Genomic DNA, 14,911 nt, shown 5'->3' with positions numbered 1-14,911 from the left:
CTTCCGATCTTGGCAGCGGTTGGGTCGGAAGCTGCTGCGGGAGCACCATTCCCGCCCAGATGCCGCTGCCAACCAAGAGGAGCCCACTGGAGAGATTGAGAAAGACCGTTGCACGTTTGGATGGGCGAGGCATCGCAGGCAAACCTCCGGCTGGCTGGGCGTAGGCGAGGAGCGAAAACCGGGCTCAACTCAACGCCTAGAGTCGATCCTATCCGGCGACCACCGCTCGCCAAGAGGATTAGGGGTTGCTCAGGCTGCCACTTCCCGCCATCCTTGGCAAAAGCCTAGTCGAAGCTAAGACGGCCCCGATAGCGCCCTATAAGGGTCAGGCCATTGACGGGATCCGCACAATCGACCACAAAAGACGGAAAGCGTGGGTTGTCACTGATAACTCTTACTCGGGATCCCGACAGGCGGTGCAACCGTTTGACCCACAGCTCACCATCCCTCTGAAAGACGTAGATGCCCTCCTCCCCCAGCTCTTCTTGCCGCTCGACAAAGATCCAGTCGCCATCTTCCAAGGTGGGAGACATGCTGTCCCCTTGCACCCGAATCAAGCTGAGCCCATCCGGGTTCCCCTTCAGATGGGCCCGCAGCCAGTTACGCTCAAAAGCTAGCACCGACTCGATGGACTCTTCCCGCACCAGCGCCCCGGCCCCTGCCGAGGCAACCACATCCACCAGAGGCACGTATACATACTCCGTTTTGGCGTCGCCAGGGGATCCCTCCCCCGTAATCAGCCAACTGAGACTCACCCCCCCCACCTGGGCAATTTTCACTGCCTTGTCGATGCCGGGCACGGATCCCTTGAGGTAACTGCGCAAGGCTGTATCGCTAATGCCGGCCCGCCGCCCAAACGCATAAATGGCCTCATTGCCGATCACCTGTCGCAAACGGGCAGCAAAGGAGGAATCAGAGGAGGTGGACATCGGCTTAACACTACAGGTTGTGTACAACTAAACTTCTACCACTATATATTGACAAGTCAACCCCCGTGAGGGGTGGGGGATAGTGTTTATGCTGAGTTGGAGGGAAGAGGGCAGAGTTTCCAGTAGTAGGATCTGAGAGGCTCAACTTGTTCTGGCTTGATCCCTATGACCGTCTCAGACTGGAAGCGCTGGCTGGATCATTTTCTCATTGCCCTAGTCTTTCTGGTGTTTGCCGGCTTTGTCTGGTTTGTCTTCTCGGTAACGGGAGCTTTCATTGGGATCCCGCTGGGCTACAAACTTTGGCTGCGGCTGTGGTTGCCTCTGTTCCAGCCAGCGCTGGGGATCCTGATGGCTGGAGCCCTGCTGAGCGGGGTGTGGGGTTGGCTGGAGAAACGCCACTCCTGCAATCGAGACCATCAGCAGAACTAAAGATTGGGCAGCGCCAGGAGGCTCCAGACTGGCTCTATACTGAAAACGTATCTAAATGTTGAGCACCGGAGGCGGTCTGGCGTCGTGTTTGTCTTATCCGGCTACGAGTATTTGCTGGTTTTTCTGATCGTCTGTGCCCTGCTGCCGGTCTTGGCTCTGGGAGCTTCTGCGCTCTTAGCCCCAAAGCGGCGGGGATCCCTGCGCCGCAGCACCTATGAGTCGGGGATGGAGCCGTTTGGCCAGGCCTGGATCCAGTTCAACATCCGTTACTACATGTTTGCTTTGGTCTTCGTCATTTTCGACGTAGAGACCGTATTCCTCTATCCCTGGGCGGTGGCCTTTCATCGCTTGGGACTGCTGGCCTTTGTGGAGGCCCTGATTTTCATCGCCATCCTTGTGGTGGGCCTTGTGTACGCTTGGAGAAAAGGAGCGCTGGAATGGTCATGACCTCTAAGGAGCCGGAAGTCTTGTTTCCGGCGTCTGCCCCGCAAGTTACCACAGACCTCTCGAACAACGTTGTTCTCACCACGGTTAACGACCTGTACAACTGGGCGAAGATGTCCAGCCTCTGGCCGCTCCTCTACGGCACTGCTTGCTGCTTCATCGAGTTTGCAGCCATGCTGGGCTCCCGCTTCGATTTCGACCGCTTCGGCCTGTTGCCTCGTTCTTCGCCGCGCACGGCTGATTTGATCATCACGGCAGGCACCGTAACCATGAAGATGGCGCCGGCGCTGGTCAAGCTCTACCAACAGATGGCCGAGCCGAAGTACGTGATCGCCATGGGGGCCTGTACCATTAGCGGCGGCATGTTCAGCTCCGATTCCTACACGGCGGTGCGGGGGGTAGATAAGCTGATCCCAGTGGACGTGTACATTCCTGGCTGCCCGCCTCGCCCGGAGGCAATCATGGATGCCATCGTCAAGCTGCGCAAGAAGATCGCCGCCGAGGATATGCGGGAGCGGGGCCGCCTGCAGCAAACTCACCGCTACTACACCGTCAAGCACAACCTCAAGCCGGTGCCAGAGATCATCACTGGCAAGTATTTGGAGAGCGAAACTCGCCAAGCCCCGCCGCCGGAGTTGGCCGCTGCTATTGGCCTGCCGGTGCCACCGGCACTGCAAACGGCCGACTTCAAGCGAGCAGAGCAACAGCTCAAAGCGCTGCAGGGAGGAATGTGAGATGACAGAGGACAAAGCCCAGGAAAAGCCGTCCTCGACAGCCGAGCCGACAGAACCATTGGCGACGCTGGAGCGGGGGCCGGTCTCCCAGTTCCTCGCCGATAATGGCTTTGACCATCAGTACCTGGGTAGAGATGCCGCCGGAGTGGAGCTGTTGGAGGTGGAGCGGGACTTTCTCTTACCTGTGTGTACTGCCCTCTATGCCTATGGCTTCAATTACCTGGAGTGCCAGTGCGGCTACGACCTGGGGGCGGGGCAACCTCTGGTCAGCCTCTATCACCTGATCAAGCTGGTGGACGGGGCAGATCGGCCGCAGGAGGTGCGGATCCAGGTGAAGCTGCCCCGCCAAGATCCGCGGGTGCCTTCGGTGTACTGGATCTGGAAGTCGGCGGACTGGCAGGAGCGGGAGACTTATGACATGTACGGCATCATCTTCGAGGGACACCCCAACTTGAAGCGGATCTTGATGCCGGAAGACTGGATTGGGTGGCCGCTGCGCAAGGACTATATCACGCCTGACTTCTATGAGTTGCAGGACGCCTACTAGGGGGGATGCCTCAACCGGCTGAGCAGCGTTCGCAGGACGTGAGAGAGATGTGGCCTTTTTTACTCTTGGTAATCTACGCAGGGGGAGTTTGGTACTCAGCCCGCAAGGCAGATCGCATCTACTCAGGCTCTGGAAAGTGGGCGGTGTCGGCCCTCTGGCCGCTGCTGCTCTTGACCAACCGCCAGTTCCGCCAAAATTGGCGTCGTCCCTTGAATAAGTGAGTCTATCCCCATTGGTAAGCCCTTCTAGGCAAGACTTAGGCTTGGGCAATCCGGGTTTGCCCTTGTTGCCCTCGCAGGCCGACCGAAGGTTGCCAGAGCTGATTGGCAGCCGCATTCGCGCTCGGGGACCAGTGACCTTTGCCCAGTTCATGGAGTGGGCCCTCTACGAGCCAGGGCTGGGTTACTACGAGCGGGAGCATCTCCCCCTCGGCTATGACTATCGCACCTCCCCCCACTTGGCGGCGGATTTTGCCCAACTGTTGGCTGAGCAGATCTTCCAGTTCTGGCACATTTTGGGATCCCCCCCCCATTTTGCGGTGATTGAGATGGGGGCGGGCAGCGGCCGCCTGGCTGAAGATTGGCTGGCCTATGTGGGCTCCACTTGGCCTGACTTCTGGCAAGCCCTGGAGTACGGGATCCTCGAGCGCTCTGCTTTTTTGCGGCGGCTGCAGCAAGAGCGCTTGGCCGGCTATGGCAAGAAGGTGCGCTGGCTAGAGTGGGACGAGATCCCAGATGGCTCGGTAACCGGCTGTTTTTTTTCCAATGAGCTGGTGGACGCCTTCCCAGTCCATCGGGTACAGGTGCAGGCAGGGGCCTTGCGGGAAATCTACGTGGATTGGGCAGAGGGGGAAGAGGGGGGCTTCCGAGAAGTGTTGGGGGCTCCCTCTACGCCCGCGCTGGAAACCTACTTTGCCCGCCTGGGGATCCCGATTGCCACTTACCCCTCCGGCTACCAAACCGAGGTCAACCTCAAGGCCCTAGAGTGGCTCCAGCTTTTGGCCCGCAAGCTGCGACGGGGCTACGTGCTCACCCTTGACTACGGCTACACCGCCCAGCGCTACTACAGCCCCCAGCGCTTCCAGGGCACGCTCCTGGCCTACCGCCAACACGGCACCTACGCGGATCCCTATGTCTGGGTGGGATCCCAAGATCTCACTGCCCATGTGGACTTTACCACCTTGCAGCAGGTGGGGGAATCTCTGGGGCTCAAGTGCCTGGGCTTCACCCAGCAGAGCTACTTTTTGGTAAACCTGGGATTGGCGAAAAGGCTAGCCGACCTCAGCCAAGTTGGCGACGAGGGGGGGGATCTGGGCCAGGTGTTGCGACGGCGACATGCCCTTCACGCTCTGCTGGATCCGCTGGGGTTGGGGAGCTTTGGGGTGCTGCTGCAGGCCAAGGGCCTGAGCGACTCGGAGTATGCCCAGCCACTGCGGGGCTTTGTCGATCCGGAGCTACACAGGGGGATAGCTTGGTAGCCCCGCACTAAAGTGGAGGGTGGAGAAGCCTGCAAGCAACTTGAGTTGCTCTCCCTTTGCCCCAGCGGGCCGGAGGCCTTAGCAAGCACCTACTGCGAACCCGACCAGTGCATAGCGTGGAAGCGTTGCTCCGCAAAGTAAGCTGAACCTTGGGGCTTTGCCCTAGGGAACTGTGTAGAGGCGTCTTGACAGTGCTTTTACAAGTCCGCTTGTGGACTGCGTAAGAATCCCCCGACTTAAAGTCGGCGGAGTGTCAAGCATACCCTAAAACGAAACAGAGCGAGGGGTCGTGTGGATTACTGCCCCTCGCGCTCCTCTACTTCTCTAAACTACACGGGGGCTCCAAGACCGGTATAGGAGCCATAGAAGAAAAGCCCAACCACCGTGACTACACCCAAACCGACAACCACAGCCACTATCCACAGAGGGATCCTTGCCTGACTAGTCATAGCAACTGGCCTCCAAAAGAAATTGATTCCTGCAGCTTTTCTCAACTTAAGACCGGAGATGGATTAAAGTCTCAGTTGAGAAAGTAGCTGGAAAACAGCAGCCCAACCACAAACACCAGCAGCAAGCCCAGGTATAGGGAAGTGCGGTTTAGCTCTACCGGTTGGGTGTTGGGATTCTTTTCGGGTTGATCAGCCATGGGGTTCACCGTTGAATAAACTGCATCGCAGCAATAGCTCCCAGAAAGAAAACGGTTGGAATTGCCAAAGTATGCACCGCCAACCAACGGACGGTAAAAACAGGGTAAAAAACGGGCTCATCAGGGTTGTTTACAGATTTGGTCGCCATAGTCCAGATCCTGGCTCTTGGAACACAAAATAGATTTACAAATCGCAACAGGTGAACGATCGCCGACCCTCATCTTCGTTGAGTCAGCACAGCATGGCTTACGCCACACTGCGCGAACCGATAGAGCACGGTCTTCATGCTTCACAGACTTGTTGGTACAGAGGTCTCAGCGTGGTGCCACCGTGCGGCCCGCGTCGGGAACAAGTCAGGAAAACTCTCCAGAGATTTAACTTGTTCTCCTCAATTGTAGCACAAACAGCCTTTATCCCGACACTGATTTGCTTTTGAGTAAATACAGTTCACAAATACAGTGTGGGGCTTCCCGCCGATTAAGCTAAAGAGTTGCCAGCCTGGCCCTGCTCTTTCCTAGCGAGTTAACTTTTCCAGTTGCTCGAGAGCGTTGAAGCGGTCGCTGACAATCGGCAACTCCTGCCGCTCTGCGGTGAAATACTCATTGGGGCGTGGAGTACCAAAGATATCATAAGCCAAGCCGGTGCTGACAAAAAGCCAACCCGCCAAAAACAAAGCGGGAATGGTCAGGGCATGAATAACCCAGTAGCGGACGCTGGTAATAATATCGACAAAAGGTCGCTCTCCAGTGTTGCCAGCCATGAAACTCCTCCCTGCACTAGGGGCAAAAGGGCTCTTTGAGTCTATAACACAATGATAGGGATTTGCATGCACAGCTACAAGTTACAAGACGATGGCTCAAGCCGTTTGCCGGCAAGCCAGACTCCATCTTGCATAGGTCAGATCTCCTAACAGCCTCTGAGTTCAATCCCAGGGATCCCCAGGGTGAGCCCGCACGCCTGGGGGTTGGGGATCCCACTGCCAAAGGGCGCAATCCCAACTGGTATCGAGGGCTTGAGGGCAAGGCGGAACTTTGAGGTAAGCTGGCCCTGGGGGGATGTCAACGGAACAGGAGTAACAGCTATGCGGTGCTCGTGGCCCCTAGCTCTGAGTTTGTGTTGGACGCTAGGCTGGTCGAGCGTCAGCCTGCCGGCTTGGTCCCAAGGAGTAGAGCAGCAAGCCTCACTGGCCTGGGCCGATGCCTACGTGGCGGCGCTGGAGCGCCAGACCGATCTGGTGCTCACCCAGGAGCCGCTGTCGGCCACTCTCACCCGACTAGAATTGGCCCAGTGGCTGACGGAGTTTTTCGGCTACATCCCCAACCCCAACCAGGTGCAAGAAATTCGCGATCTCGAGCCCAATACCCCCGATTATTGGACGGCCCAGGCGGTGCTGCAGGCAGGGGCGATGCGCCTGTATGAGGGCAACGAGTTTCGTCCGCAAGGAGATCTCACCCACCTGGAAGCCCTAGCCATTTTGGTGCGGGCATTGCAGTTACCACCTCCCAGCCCAGAGGCCATAGAGCAATGGATGGCTCTCTACAGCGATGCTGCTGAGGTGCCGGAGGTGGGACGGGCCTTTGTGGCCATGGCGGGCAAAGCGGGGCTATTGGTGAATGTGCCGGATCCCGCCCGGCTGCGGCCCAATCGGGTGCTGAGCCGAGCTGAGGGGGCGGTGCTGTTACATCAGGCGTTGGTGTATCGCGGTCAGCTTCCACCCTTGCCGCCTCCGGTGGTGCAGTTGCGGCCTTCTCCCGCTGCGGTGGCCGAGACCATCCAACCCGAAATCTTGCAAACGCGGGTTATCCCTGAGTCGGGAGTGGTGCCGGCAGGGAAAACCTTGACCGTTGAGGCCCAGGGTACTCCCAACGGCAGGGCCACGGTGGATATTGGCGACCTGGTGCGGGGTTTGCCCATGGAAGAAGTGCAGCCCGGCTATTACCGCGCCATTTACACCCTTGGCCCTCAAGACAGCGCCTTCGGCCCCGATATCCGCATCCAACTGAGCCTTAATGGAGTCAGCACCCGCGTTCAGCGGCGGCTCCCTCAACTGGTCCTGGGCAATGTCGCTCCCCCGTCGGTGGAACCGGTGTTTCCTCCCCCCGCCCCTCTGCCGCAGCCAGCCACCCCCGCCCCTCTGGCCGCAGCCGGCAACCGCTATCCGCGCATTGCGGCGATTCGCCTGGATCCCCAGCGCGACCTGGTGGAAGGGGATATCCTCACCATTGCCATCTGGGGGGACTCGGGAGGGATCGCCCAGTTTGATTTGGGGAATCTGGCCCTGAACCAGCCGATGCGAGAAGTGAGACCCAACCACTACGAGGGCACCTACGTGGTGGCCCCCACCCACCAAGCCAGCAACCCTGTTTTGCGAATTGTGCTCAGCAAAGACGGCCTCAGCCAGGAGTACCGCGAGATCTTCCCTTTTGCAATCGATGGATCCAAGGGAACCCGCTCCACCATTCAGCCAGCTTCTCGGCCTGTCGCTGCTGGGCCGCCTCAGATTTTTAGCATTACCACCAACAGCACCAGCCTGCGCATGGGCGAGATCCTCAAAGTGACGATGCGAGGGGATCCGGGGGGGCGGGCAGCTTTTCGCATCGTCGGGGTGACGCCAGAGGTGGAGATGCGGGAGGTGGCGCCCGGACTCTATGAAACCCAGCAACAACTGCCCTTCAACATGCAGCCGGTCAACAACGGCCTCATTGAGGTGATCCTGGAGCGGGGCGGGCAAAGGGCCGTCCAAACCAGCCCCTCGCCAATCACCATCGCTCCCTGAGCAAAACTTGCTGCGCAGCATCGCGAGAACTTTATCCCGCTGGCGCAAGCTGTAGTTAAAGACATACGATCCGATTGCCCAGCTATTGGCGATCACCGGCAGCCTGGTAGTTATAGCCATCTCAAATGGTAATAAAACATTTCTCCGCGTCGTCATTACTACGCAATGCTGTCGCGAACGCGCCGCTCTAACTCCCCTCTCCCTCTGGGAGAGGGGCTGGGGGTGAGGGCCAGCGGCAAAGTGTCTTCGTCTTGTTTGAAACGACTATATGCCCCTTGGCTAGACGGCTGCCTCAAAGGGATCCGCGCTGCGCTGGATCTGGGTGGATAATTTGGGAATCACCTGCAGCTTGAACTGTTGCTCGAAGGCCTTTTTCTTCTCGTTCAAGCTCCACAGCTCCAGGGCACAGTCGTCGTTGGGATGCCTGGGATCCAAAATCAGCTCCATCTGGCGGGGGCCTTCTCCCAGAAGCTGAAAGCGGCAGTGGAGCCCTTGGATGGCCTGCAGGCGGCGGCGATCCAGAGCACAGGCTATGCGCAACAAGGGGCTAAGTTCCAGCACCACTTGGCGATCTCGCTCGTCGCTGAGGCGCTGGAAGTTCTCGTGCTTCTTCTTGGGGGGCGACTTGCGGTGGTAGCGGGCCAGGTTGGCGATCACCTCCACCTCTTCTTCGTTGAAGCCCAGGAGCTCCCCGTGGCGGATGAGGTAGTAGGAGTGTTTGTGGTGGGCGGCATGGCTGATGAAGTGGCCGCAGTTGTGCAGCATGGCGGCCGCCCAGAGAAGAGCCCGCTCCCGGGATCCCCAGGAGTGCAGGATGCCGCGGGTCTGATCGAAAAGGCTGAGGGCAAACTCCGCCACCCGCTCGGCATAGGGGATCTCCACCTGATATTTTTCCGCCAACTTGAGGACGCTGCGCCGCCGCACCGAGCTGTGGTAGCGCAGCCGATCTTCAATGAGCCCCTGGCCGATCATCCAATCTACGATCAGCCCTTCCCGCAGCGCCCGCTCGCAAAACTGGATCCGCTCCACCCCCAGCAGGCTCATCACCTCCTCCAAAATGACCGCCCCGGCCAGGATGATCTCCCCGCGTCTTTCTCCCAGACCGGGCAGCTTTTGCCGTTCGGCTACCGTGAGAGAGCGCAGCTCTTTGACATAGCCCCGCAGGGCTTCCAGGCTGAACTCATACCCCTGCAGGCGAGTGGGGGGAGCACCCAAGCGGCGGCGGGCATCCAACTGGGCCAGGCACTCGATGGTGCCGGAGGTGCCCACCAAGGTCAGGGATCCCGGCTGTTGGGAAGCAGCAACGATGCGCCTCATCTGCTCGATGGGAGCTTCCAGCATGCCGCGGATGTGTTGTCGCAGGGCCTGCAGCTCGGCAGGGGTGGGTGGGTCGTGGCGCAAAAACGCTTGGGTCAGGCGCACCGCTCCCACCTTGATGCTGCGCAGGAACTCCGGCTCTTGGCCGTTGCCCAGAATCAGCTCGGTGGAGCCGCCGCCGATATCCACCACCGCGTGCAGCCGGTTGTGGAACTCCATGGCCGAGAGCACGCCCAGGTAGATGCGGCGGGCTTCCTCCTGGCCTGAGATCAGCTCTACCCGCAGGCCCAGCTCCCGCTCGATCCGCTTCAAAAACTCCGGCCCATTGGGGGCTTCGCGCACGGCACTGGTGGCCACCGCAACAATATCTTGCACCTGAAAGCTTTCAGCAAGGCGGCAAAACCGCTGCAGAGCCACCCGCGCCCGTTCCATGGCGGCAGGCGTCAGGGCGCCCGTTTGGCTGCAAAACTCTCCCAGGCGGACGGTGGCTTTTTCGCGGGAGATGATGGTGAAGCTGGGGATGTGGGGATTGATGCGCACCACCACCATGTGCAGGGAGTTGCTGCCCACATCGATGGCGGCGATAACCGGAGCAACTCCAGATTCAGAAGAGGAGACCGGTTTCGCTTCGGAGGCGGCGGCAGAGCGTTCGGCAAGGTTGGCGAGCGAAGAGACCATGAATCGAAGGGGTTGCCACACTTCTAGAATACTGTGTGCTTTCCCCCCTTTTTCCTGGCCAGGTTGTGGACTGAGGTTCAAGGGGGCAATTCCCCCCGCCTGGGATCCCGTCTGCCCTGGGCTCAGCCTAAGATAGGGACACGGATAGTCGTTTTTTTGTCGTTAAGCGGGTTCCGATGTCTCAACCAGCCGCGTCGCCTCAGCAGGCCAACAGCCCTCTCAAGCTGCTGCGTACCCACGAATCTCCCAAGCTGGAGCGCATCCGCCACACCACCTCCCACGTCCTGGCGATGGCGGTGCAAAAGCTGTTTCCCAAGGCCCAGGTCACCATCGGCCCGACGACCGACTACGGCTTTTACTACGACTTTGACCATCCCCAGCCCTTCACCCCGGAAGATCTGGAGCGCATCAAAAAAGAGATGCAGGCCATCATCAAGAAAGGCTTGCCGGTGATCCGCGAGGAGGTGAGCCGGGAAGAAGCCAGACGCCGCATTGAAGCCCTCGGCGAGCCTTACAAGTTGGAGATCCTGGACAGCATCCCCGAAGGCGAGCCGATCACCATTTATCATCTGGGGGACGAGTGGTGGGATCTCTGTGCCGGCCCCCACGTGGAAAACACTAAGGAGATCAACCCCAAAGCTTTTGACCTGCTCAGCGTGGCCGGCGCCTATTGGCGGGGGGACGAGACCAAGCCCCAGCTTCAACGCATCTACGGCACCGCCTGGGAGACGCCAGAGGAGCTGAAGGAATACAAGCGGCGGCTGGAAGAGGCCAAACGGCGGGATCACCGCAAGCTGGGCAAGGAGCTGGGCCTTTTCATCTTTTCCGACGAGGTGGGGCCGGGCCTGCCCCTTTGGACCCCCAAAGGAACTACCCTGCGCTGGGTGCTGGAGGATTTTCTCAAGCAGGAGCAGCTCAAGCGGGGCTATCTGCCGGTGGTGACGCCCCACATCGCCCGCGTGGATCTGTTCAAGATCTCCGGCCACTGGCAAAAGTATCGAGAAGATATGTTTCCCCTGATGGCGGAAAGCGAAGAAGCGCGGGCGGCAGAGCAGGGCTTTGTCATGAAGCCGATGAACTGCCCTTTTCACATCCAAATCTATAAATCGGAGCTGCGCTCCTACCGCGATTTGCCGCTGCGCTATGCCGAATTCGGCACCGTCTATCGCTACGAACAATCGGGAGAGCTGGGAGGGTTAACTCGCGTTCGCGGCTTCACGGTAGATGATGCCCATTTGTTTGTCCGGCCCGATCAGTTGGAAGAAGAGTTTCTCAAGGTTGTCGATCTCATTCTGGTCGTTTTCGAGAAGCTCAGACTCAAGGATTTTCGCGCCCGCCTCAGCTTCCGCGATCCCAAATCCGATAAATATTTGGGATCCCCGGAAGAGTGGGACATGGCCGAAAATGCCATTCGGCGAGCGGTGGAGAAGCTATCAATGCCGCATTTTGAAGGGATTGGGGAGGCGGCTTTCTACGGGCCAAAGCTGGACTTTATTTTCCGCGACGCGCTGGATCGGGAGTGGCAGTTGGGCACGGTGCAGGTGGATTATCAAAACCCGCAGCGCTTTGATTTGTACTATGTAGCCGAAGACGGATCCCGGCAGCGGCCGGTGATGATCCACCGCGCTCCCTTTGGCTCGCTGGAGCGGCTCATTGGAATCCTCATTGAAGAATACGCGGGGGATTTTCCCTTCTGGCTAGCGCCAGAACAGGTGCGCATTTTGCCCGTTTCCGACCAATACCTGGGCTATGCCACCCAGGTGCGGGACCAGCTGCGGGAACAGGGGATCCGCGTCCACATCGATGCCGACAGCGACCGCCTGCCCAAAAAGATCCGCAACGCCGAGAAGGCCAGGATCCCCTTCATGCTCATTGTGGGAGAAAAAGAACAGGCAACCGGCACAGTCAGCGTGCGCCAGCGCCACGGCCAAGACCTGGGATCCCTGACGGTGGCGGAGTTCCTGGCCCAGGCGCGAGCGCTGGACTAGCGCGGGTGGGATGGAATCTAGCTGAGAATTGCTCCTTTATCTTTCGGCAAACTAGGCAGGGCTTGAGGCTGCCGCAGCCGCCCGCTCTTGGGCCAAGGCCGCCCGCCGCTGCTCAAAGTCTTGCGGGGAGATGCGCCCGTAGGTGACGCTCAGCTCCGCCAGCCGCTGGGCCAGCTCCGGCCGCAGCATCTCCTCGCGGTAGCGCCAGGCCCAGTTGTTCTCGGCCCTGCCGGGGAAGTTCATGCGCGCCTCTGCCCCCAGGCCCATCACATCTTGCAGGGGAATGATGGCCAGGTCGGCCACGGAAGCCAGGGCCAGGCGAATCAGATCCCAGTGGATGCCGTCAGATCCCTGACAGCCCAGGTAGCGCAACAGATTTTGTTTTTCCCACTCCGGGCGTTCTGGGTCATGAAACCAGCCCACCACGGTGTTGTTGTCGTGGGTGCCGGTATAGACGACGAAGTTGCGCTCATAACTATGGGGCAAATAGGGGTTATCGGGCCCCGAGCCAAAGGCAAAGAGCAGCACTTTCATGCCGGGCAAGCCAAATTGATCCCGCAGTTGCAACACTTCCGGTGTGATGTCCCCCAGGTCTTCGGCAATCACCGGAATTTCCCCCAGCCGGTCGGCCAACGCCTGAAAGAAGTCAGCCCCCGGCCCTTTCTGCCACTCGCCTTCTACTGCTGTTTCCGCCTCGCCAGGGATGGCCCAGTAGCTCTCGAAGCCCCGGAAGTGGTCGATGCGGACGCAGTCCACCTGCTTGAGAATGGCCTGGATGCGCCGGATCCACCAGTCGTAGCCGCGAGCCTTGAGCACCTCCCAGTTGTAGAGAGGGTTACCCCAGCGCTGCCCAGTGGGGCTGAAATAGTCGGGGGGCACGCCGGCTACCTGCAGGGGCCGTCCCTGCTCATCCAGGTGAAACAGCTCGCGGTTGGCCCACACATCGGCACTGTTGGGGGCGACATAGATGGGCAAGTCGCCGATCAGCCGCACCTGATGCCGATGGGCATACTCCCGCAGAGATCCCCACTGTTGGGCAAATAGGTATTGCCAAAACATCTGTTGGGTAATGGCATCGGCATAGCGGTCGCGGGCCTCTTGCAAAGCCAGGGGATCCCGTTGTGCCAGGGCCGGATCCCATTGGGTCCACTCCTGGTCACCATACACCTCTTTAAGGGCCATGAATAGAGCGTAGTCCGGCAGCCAGTCGGCCTCGGCAGCACAGTAGGCTTGAAAGGCTTCCCAGTCGGCGGCGGTGGCCTTGTCTTTGAAAGTGGCCCAGGCGCGGCGCAACAAGCCCAGCTTGAAGGGGATCACGGCTTCGTAGTCCACCCGCTCGCCATTCCCCGCCTGGATGGTCGGCCATTGGGGCAGATCCTGCCAGCCGTTGGGTTCCAGCCAACCGGCTTTGACCAGCAGCTCTGGGCTAATCAGCAGCGGGTTGCCGGCAATGGCGGAAAAGCTCATGTAGGGGGAGTTGCCCCAGCCGGTGGGCCCCAGAGGCAGCACCTGCCAGAGGCGCTGGCCGCTCTCCACCAAAAAATCCACAAACCGGTAAGCAGCCGGCCCCAGGTCGCCGATGCCAAATGGCCCTGGCAAAGAGGTTGGATGGAGGAGGATCCCACTGAGTCTGCCCATGCGCATGGCTATGCCCTTTTGCCCAACCAAGTATTCCACCGCCTATGCTGTCACTTTTGCAGTTGGATGGACAGCTCCAGAGGAGACAGAATCCCTCCAAGCTAGCTCCTCCAACCTTGGCAGACAGCCCGGTGGCAAGCCTGCACCTCTTCGAGGGTAAACAGGCGGCGAAAAGGGATCCCTACTTCGCGGTAACGGGCCTCTGCCCCTTCCAGTCGATCCACCAAAGCCAGGATCCCTTCTGCCCGATAGCCCGCTGCCCGCACCCGCTCTACAGCTTTGAGGGCGGAGCCGCCAGTGGTGACCACATCTTCCAAGATCCAAATCCGGCTGCCCGCCGGCAGTTCCGGCCCTTCGATCCAAGCTTGTGTGCCATGTCCCTTGGGCTCTTTGCGGACAATCAGGGCTGCCAGGTTGGACGGCTCAGCCTGCAGAGACGCCAAACCCACCGCCGTGACCAAGGGATCCGCTCCCAAGGTCATGCCGGCAACTGCCTCGGTCTCAGGGGGCAGTAGCCGATGCAGCAGGGATCCCACCAGGTAGGCTCCCTGGGGGTGGAGGGTAACTGGCTTGCAGTTAATGTAGTAGGAGCTCTGCTGCCCGGAGGTGAGGGTAAAGGATCCCTCGCGGTAGGCCAGTTGGGCCAGCAGATACAGCAATTTCTCCCGCGCCTCAGCCGGGGAAAGACTTGAGGGAGAACAATCCAGGAGCAACACTGCAGGGATCCCCATCAGCTCAACCATCAACCCATAGCTAAGGATAGGGATTGGGTAAACACTAGGACAAGCTATGGTTCGGCTCTGCCACCACCGTGGCATCCGACTCCTCCGACAAGTGGGCAATCAGGCGATCCACCAGCCGCGACAGGGTTGCCCGTTCTTCTAGACTGAGACAGCCGTAGGTTTGCTCCCGCAACTCCCCAGTGAGAGGGGGTAAAATTTCTTTCAACTTCTCTCCGGCAGGGGTGAGGTGAACCCGCCAGATCCGCCGATCCTTGGGGTCCCGCTGCCGCCGGATCAGCTCCCGTTCCTCCATGCCGTCCAAGACACCGGTTATGGTGCCCCCCAACTGCTGCAGGCGCTCCCAGATGGTGGAGGTGGGGATCCCGTCTTCTTTCCAGAGGCAGCAAAGCACCACCCCCTGGGAGGTGCTCAGGCCGAAGGGCTCGAGGTAGGCCTGAAATTTCCGCCGCACCAATTGCGACAACAGCCGAAGGCGATAGCCCAGAGAATAGGGGGCCAGAATATCGCGCCATCGCTCCAGGAAGGCTTGTTTCTCCGAATGAACTACCCCACCGCGTAGGCGGG

17 protein-coding genes are annotated in these 14,911 nt (G+C 59.6%); 8 read left to right on the top strand and 9 right to left on the bottom strand.

Going from position 1 to position 14,911, the window contains the following annotated elements:
• Positions 1-284: 284 nt before the first annotated feature.
• A complete protein-coding gene (locus NW835_RS04900) occupies positions 285-929 on the bottom strand; it encodes an XRE family transcriptional regulator (protein WP_414414662.1) in 645 nt (214 codons plus the stop codon).
• A 165-nt stretch (positions 930-1,094) separates the two neighbouring features.
• On the opposite strand from NW835_RS04900, the gene NW835_RS04895 reads away from it, so the two are divergent.
• From NW835_RS04895 to NW835_RS04870, 6 genes are all read left to right on the top strand, one after another.
• Entirely contained in the window at positions 1,095-1,358 is a 264-nt protein-coding gene (locus NW835_RS04895) for a hypothetical protein (protein WP_414364838.1), read from the top strand.
• Positions 1,359-1,442: 84 nt separating this feature from the next.
• On the top strand, positions 1,443-1,805 hold the full coding sequence (gene ndhC, locus NW835_RS04890; protein WP_011430811.1) for a photosynthetic/respiratory NAD(P)H-quinone oxidoreductase subunit C: 363 nt from the start codon (positions 1,443-1,445) through the stop codon (positions 1,803-1,805).
• Entirely contained in the window at positions 1,796-2,536 is a 741-nt protein-coding gene (locus NW835_RS04885) for an NADH dehydrogenase subunit K (RefSeq protein WP_414364836.1), read from the top strand. The genes ndhC and NW835_RS04885 overlap by 10 nt, the downstream gene beginning before the upstream one ends.
• A 1-nt stretch (position 2,537) precedes the next feature.
• Complete coding sequence (locus NW835_RS04880; RefSeq protein ID WP_414364834.1) at positions 2,538-3,083, top strand: NAD(P)H-quinone oxidoreductase subunit J; 546 nt, start codon at positions 2,538-2,540, stop codon at positions 3,081-3,083.
• 47 nt (positions 3,084-3,130) lie between these two features.
• Positions 3,131-3,304: a hypothetical protein gene (locus NW835_RS04875; protein WP_414364832.1), complete on the top strand. Its 174-nt coding sequence runs from the start codon at positions 3,131-3,133 to the stop codon at positions 3,302-3,304.
• A 62-nt stretch (positions 3,305-3,366) separates the two neighbouring features.
• On the top strand, positions 3,367-4,560 hold the full coding sequence (locus NW835_RS04870) for a class I SAM-dependent methyltransferase (protein WP_414414661.1): 1,194 nt from the start codon (positions 3,367-3,369) through the stop codon (positions 4,558-4,560).
• A gap of 329 nt (positions 4,561-4,889) precedes the next feature.
• Here the strand turns inward: NW835_RS04870 and NW835_RS04865 are convergent, their stop codons facing one another.
• The 4 genes from NW835_RS04865 to psbE form a co-directional block, all read right to left on the bottom strand.
• Positions 4,890-5,009: a photosystem II reaction center protein J gene (locus tag NW835_RS04865; RefSeq protein ID WP_011431222.1), complete on the bottom strand. Its 120-nt coding sequence runs from the start codon at positions 5,007-5,009 to the stop codon at positions 4,890-4,892.
• A 71-nt stretch (positions 5,010-5,080) separates the two neighbouring features.
• Positions 5,081-5,206: a photosystem II reaction center protein L gene (locus tag NW835_RS04860; RefSeq protein ID WP_011431223.1), complete on the bottom strand. Its 126-nt coding sequence runs from the start codon at positions 5,204-5,206 to the stop codon at positions 5,081-5,083.
• 5 nt (positions 5,207-5,211) lie between these two features.
• Positions 5,212-5,355 (bottom strand): cytochrome b559 subunit beta, encoded by a 144-nt coding sequence (psbF, locus tag NW835_RS04855; protein WP_414364828.1) that lies wholly within the window; start codon positions 5,353-5,355, stop codon positions 5,212-5,214.
• Between the two features lie 366 nt (positions 5,356-5,721).
• Positions 5,722-5,967, bottom strand: a complete 246-nt coding sequence (gene psbE / locus NW835_RS04850; protein WP_011431225.1) for a cytochrome b559 subunit alpha — start codon at positions 5,965-5,967, stop codon at positions 5,722-5,724.
• Between the two features lie 321 nt (positions 5,968-6,288).
• On the opposite strand from psbE, the gene NW835_RS04845 reads away from it, so the two are divergent.
• Positions 6,289-7,983: an S-layer protein gene (locus NW835_RS04845; protein ID WP_414414660.1), complete on the top strand. Its 1,695-nt coding sequence runs from the start codon at positions 6,289-6,291 to the stop codon at positions 7,981-7,983.
• Between the two features lie 279 nt (positions 7,984-8,262).
• Here the strand turns inward: NW835_RS04845 and NW835_RS04840 are convergent, their stop codons facing one another.
• Complete coding sequence (locus tag NW835_RS04840) at positions 8,263-9,978, bottom strand: HD domain-containing protein (protein WP_414414659.1); 1,716 nt, start codon at positions 9,976-9,978, stop codon at positions 8,263-8,265.
• A 176-nt stretch (positions 9,979-10,154) separates the two neighbouring features.
• Here NW835_RS04840 and thrS point away from each other — a divergent pair, with 176 nt between their 5' ends.
• Entirely contained in the window at positions 10,155-11,966 is a 1,812-nt protein-coding gene (thrS, locus tag NW835_RS04835) for a threonine--tRNA ligase (protein ID WP_414414658.1), read from the top strand.
• A gap of 51 nt (positions 11,967-12,017) precedes the next feature.
• Here thrS and malQ read toward each other — a convergent pair whose 3' ends face one another.
• The 3 genes from malQ to NW835_RS04820 form a co-directional block, all read right to left on the bottom strand.
• Positions 12,018-13,610: a 4-alpha-glucanotransferase gene (gene malQ / locus NW835_RS04830; protein ID WP_414414669.1), complete on the bottom strand. Its 1,593-nt coding sequence runs from the start codon at positions 13,608-13,610 to the stop codon at positions 12,018-12,020.
• Positions 13,611-13,705: 95 nt separating this feature from the next.
• The gene (gene pyrE / locus NW835_RS04825; RefSeq protein WP_414364853.1) at positions 13,706-14,335 is read right to left on the bottom strand and encodes an orotate phosphoribosyltransferase; all 630 of its coding nucleotides are present in this window, start codon (positions 14,333-14,335) and stop codon (positions 13,706-13,708) included.
• 46 nt (positions 14,336-14,381) lie between these two features.
• Complete coding sequence (locus NW835_RS04820) at positions 14,382-14,867, bottom strand: MarR family winged helix-turn-helix transcriptional regulator (protein WP_414414668.1); 486 nt, start codon at positions 14,865-14,867, stop codon at positions 14,382-14,384.
• Positions 14,868-14,911: the final 44 nt, after the last annotated feature.

The sequence above is a fragment of the Synechococcus sp. OH2 genome (assembly GCF_047462155.1).
Taxonomy (GTDB): Bacteria; Cyanobacteriota; Cyanobacteriia; order Thermostichales; family Thermostichaceae; genus Thermostichus.
The sequence above is the reverse complement of the archived record's forward strand: the minus strand, read 5'-3'. Positions and strand labels throughout refer to the sequence as shown.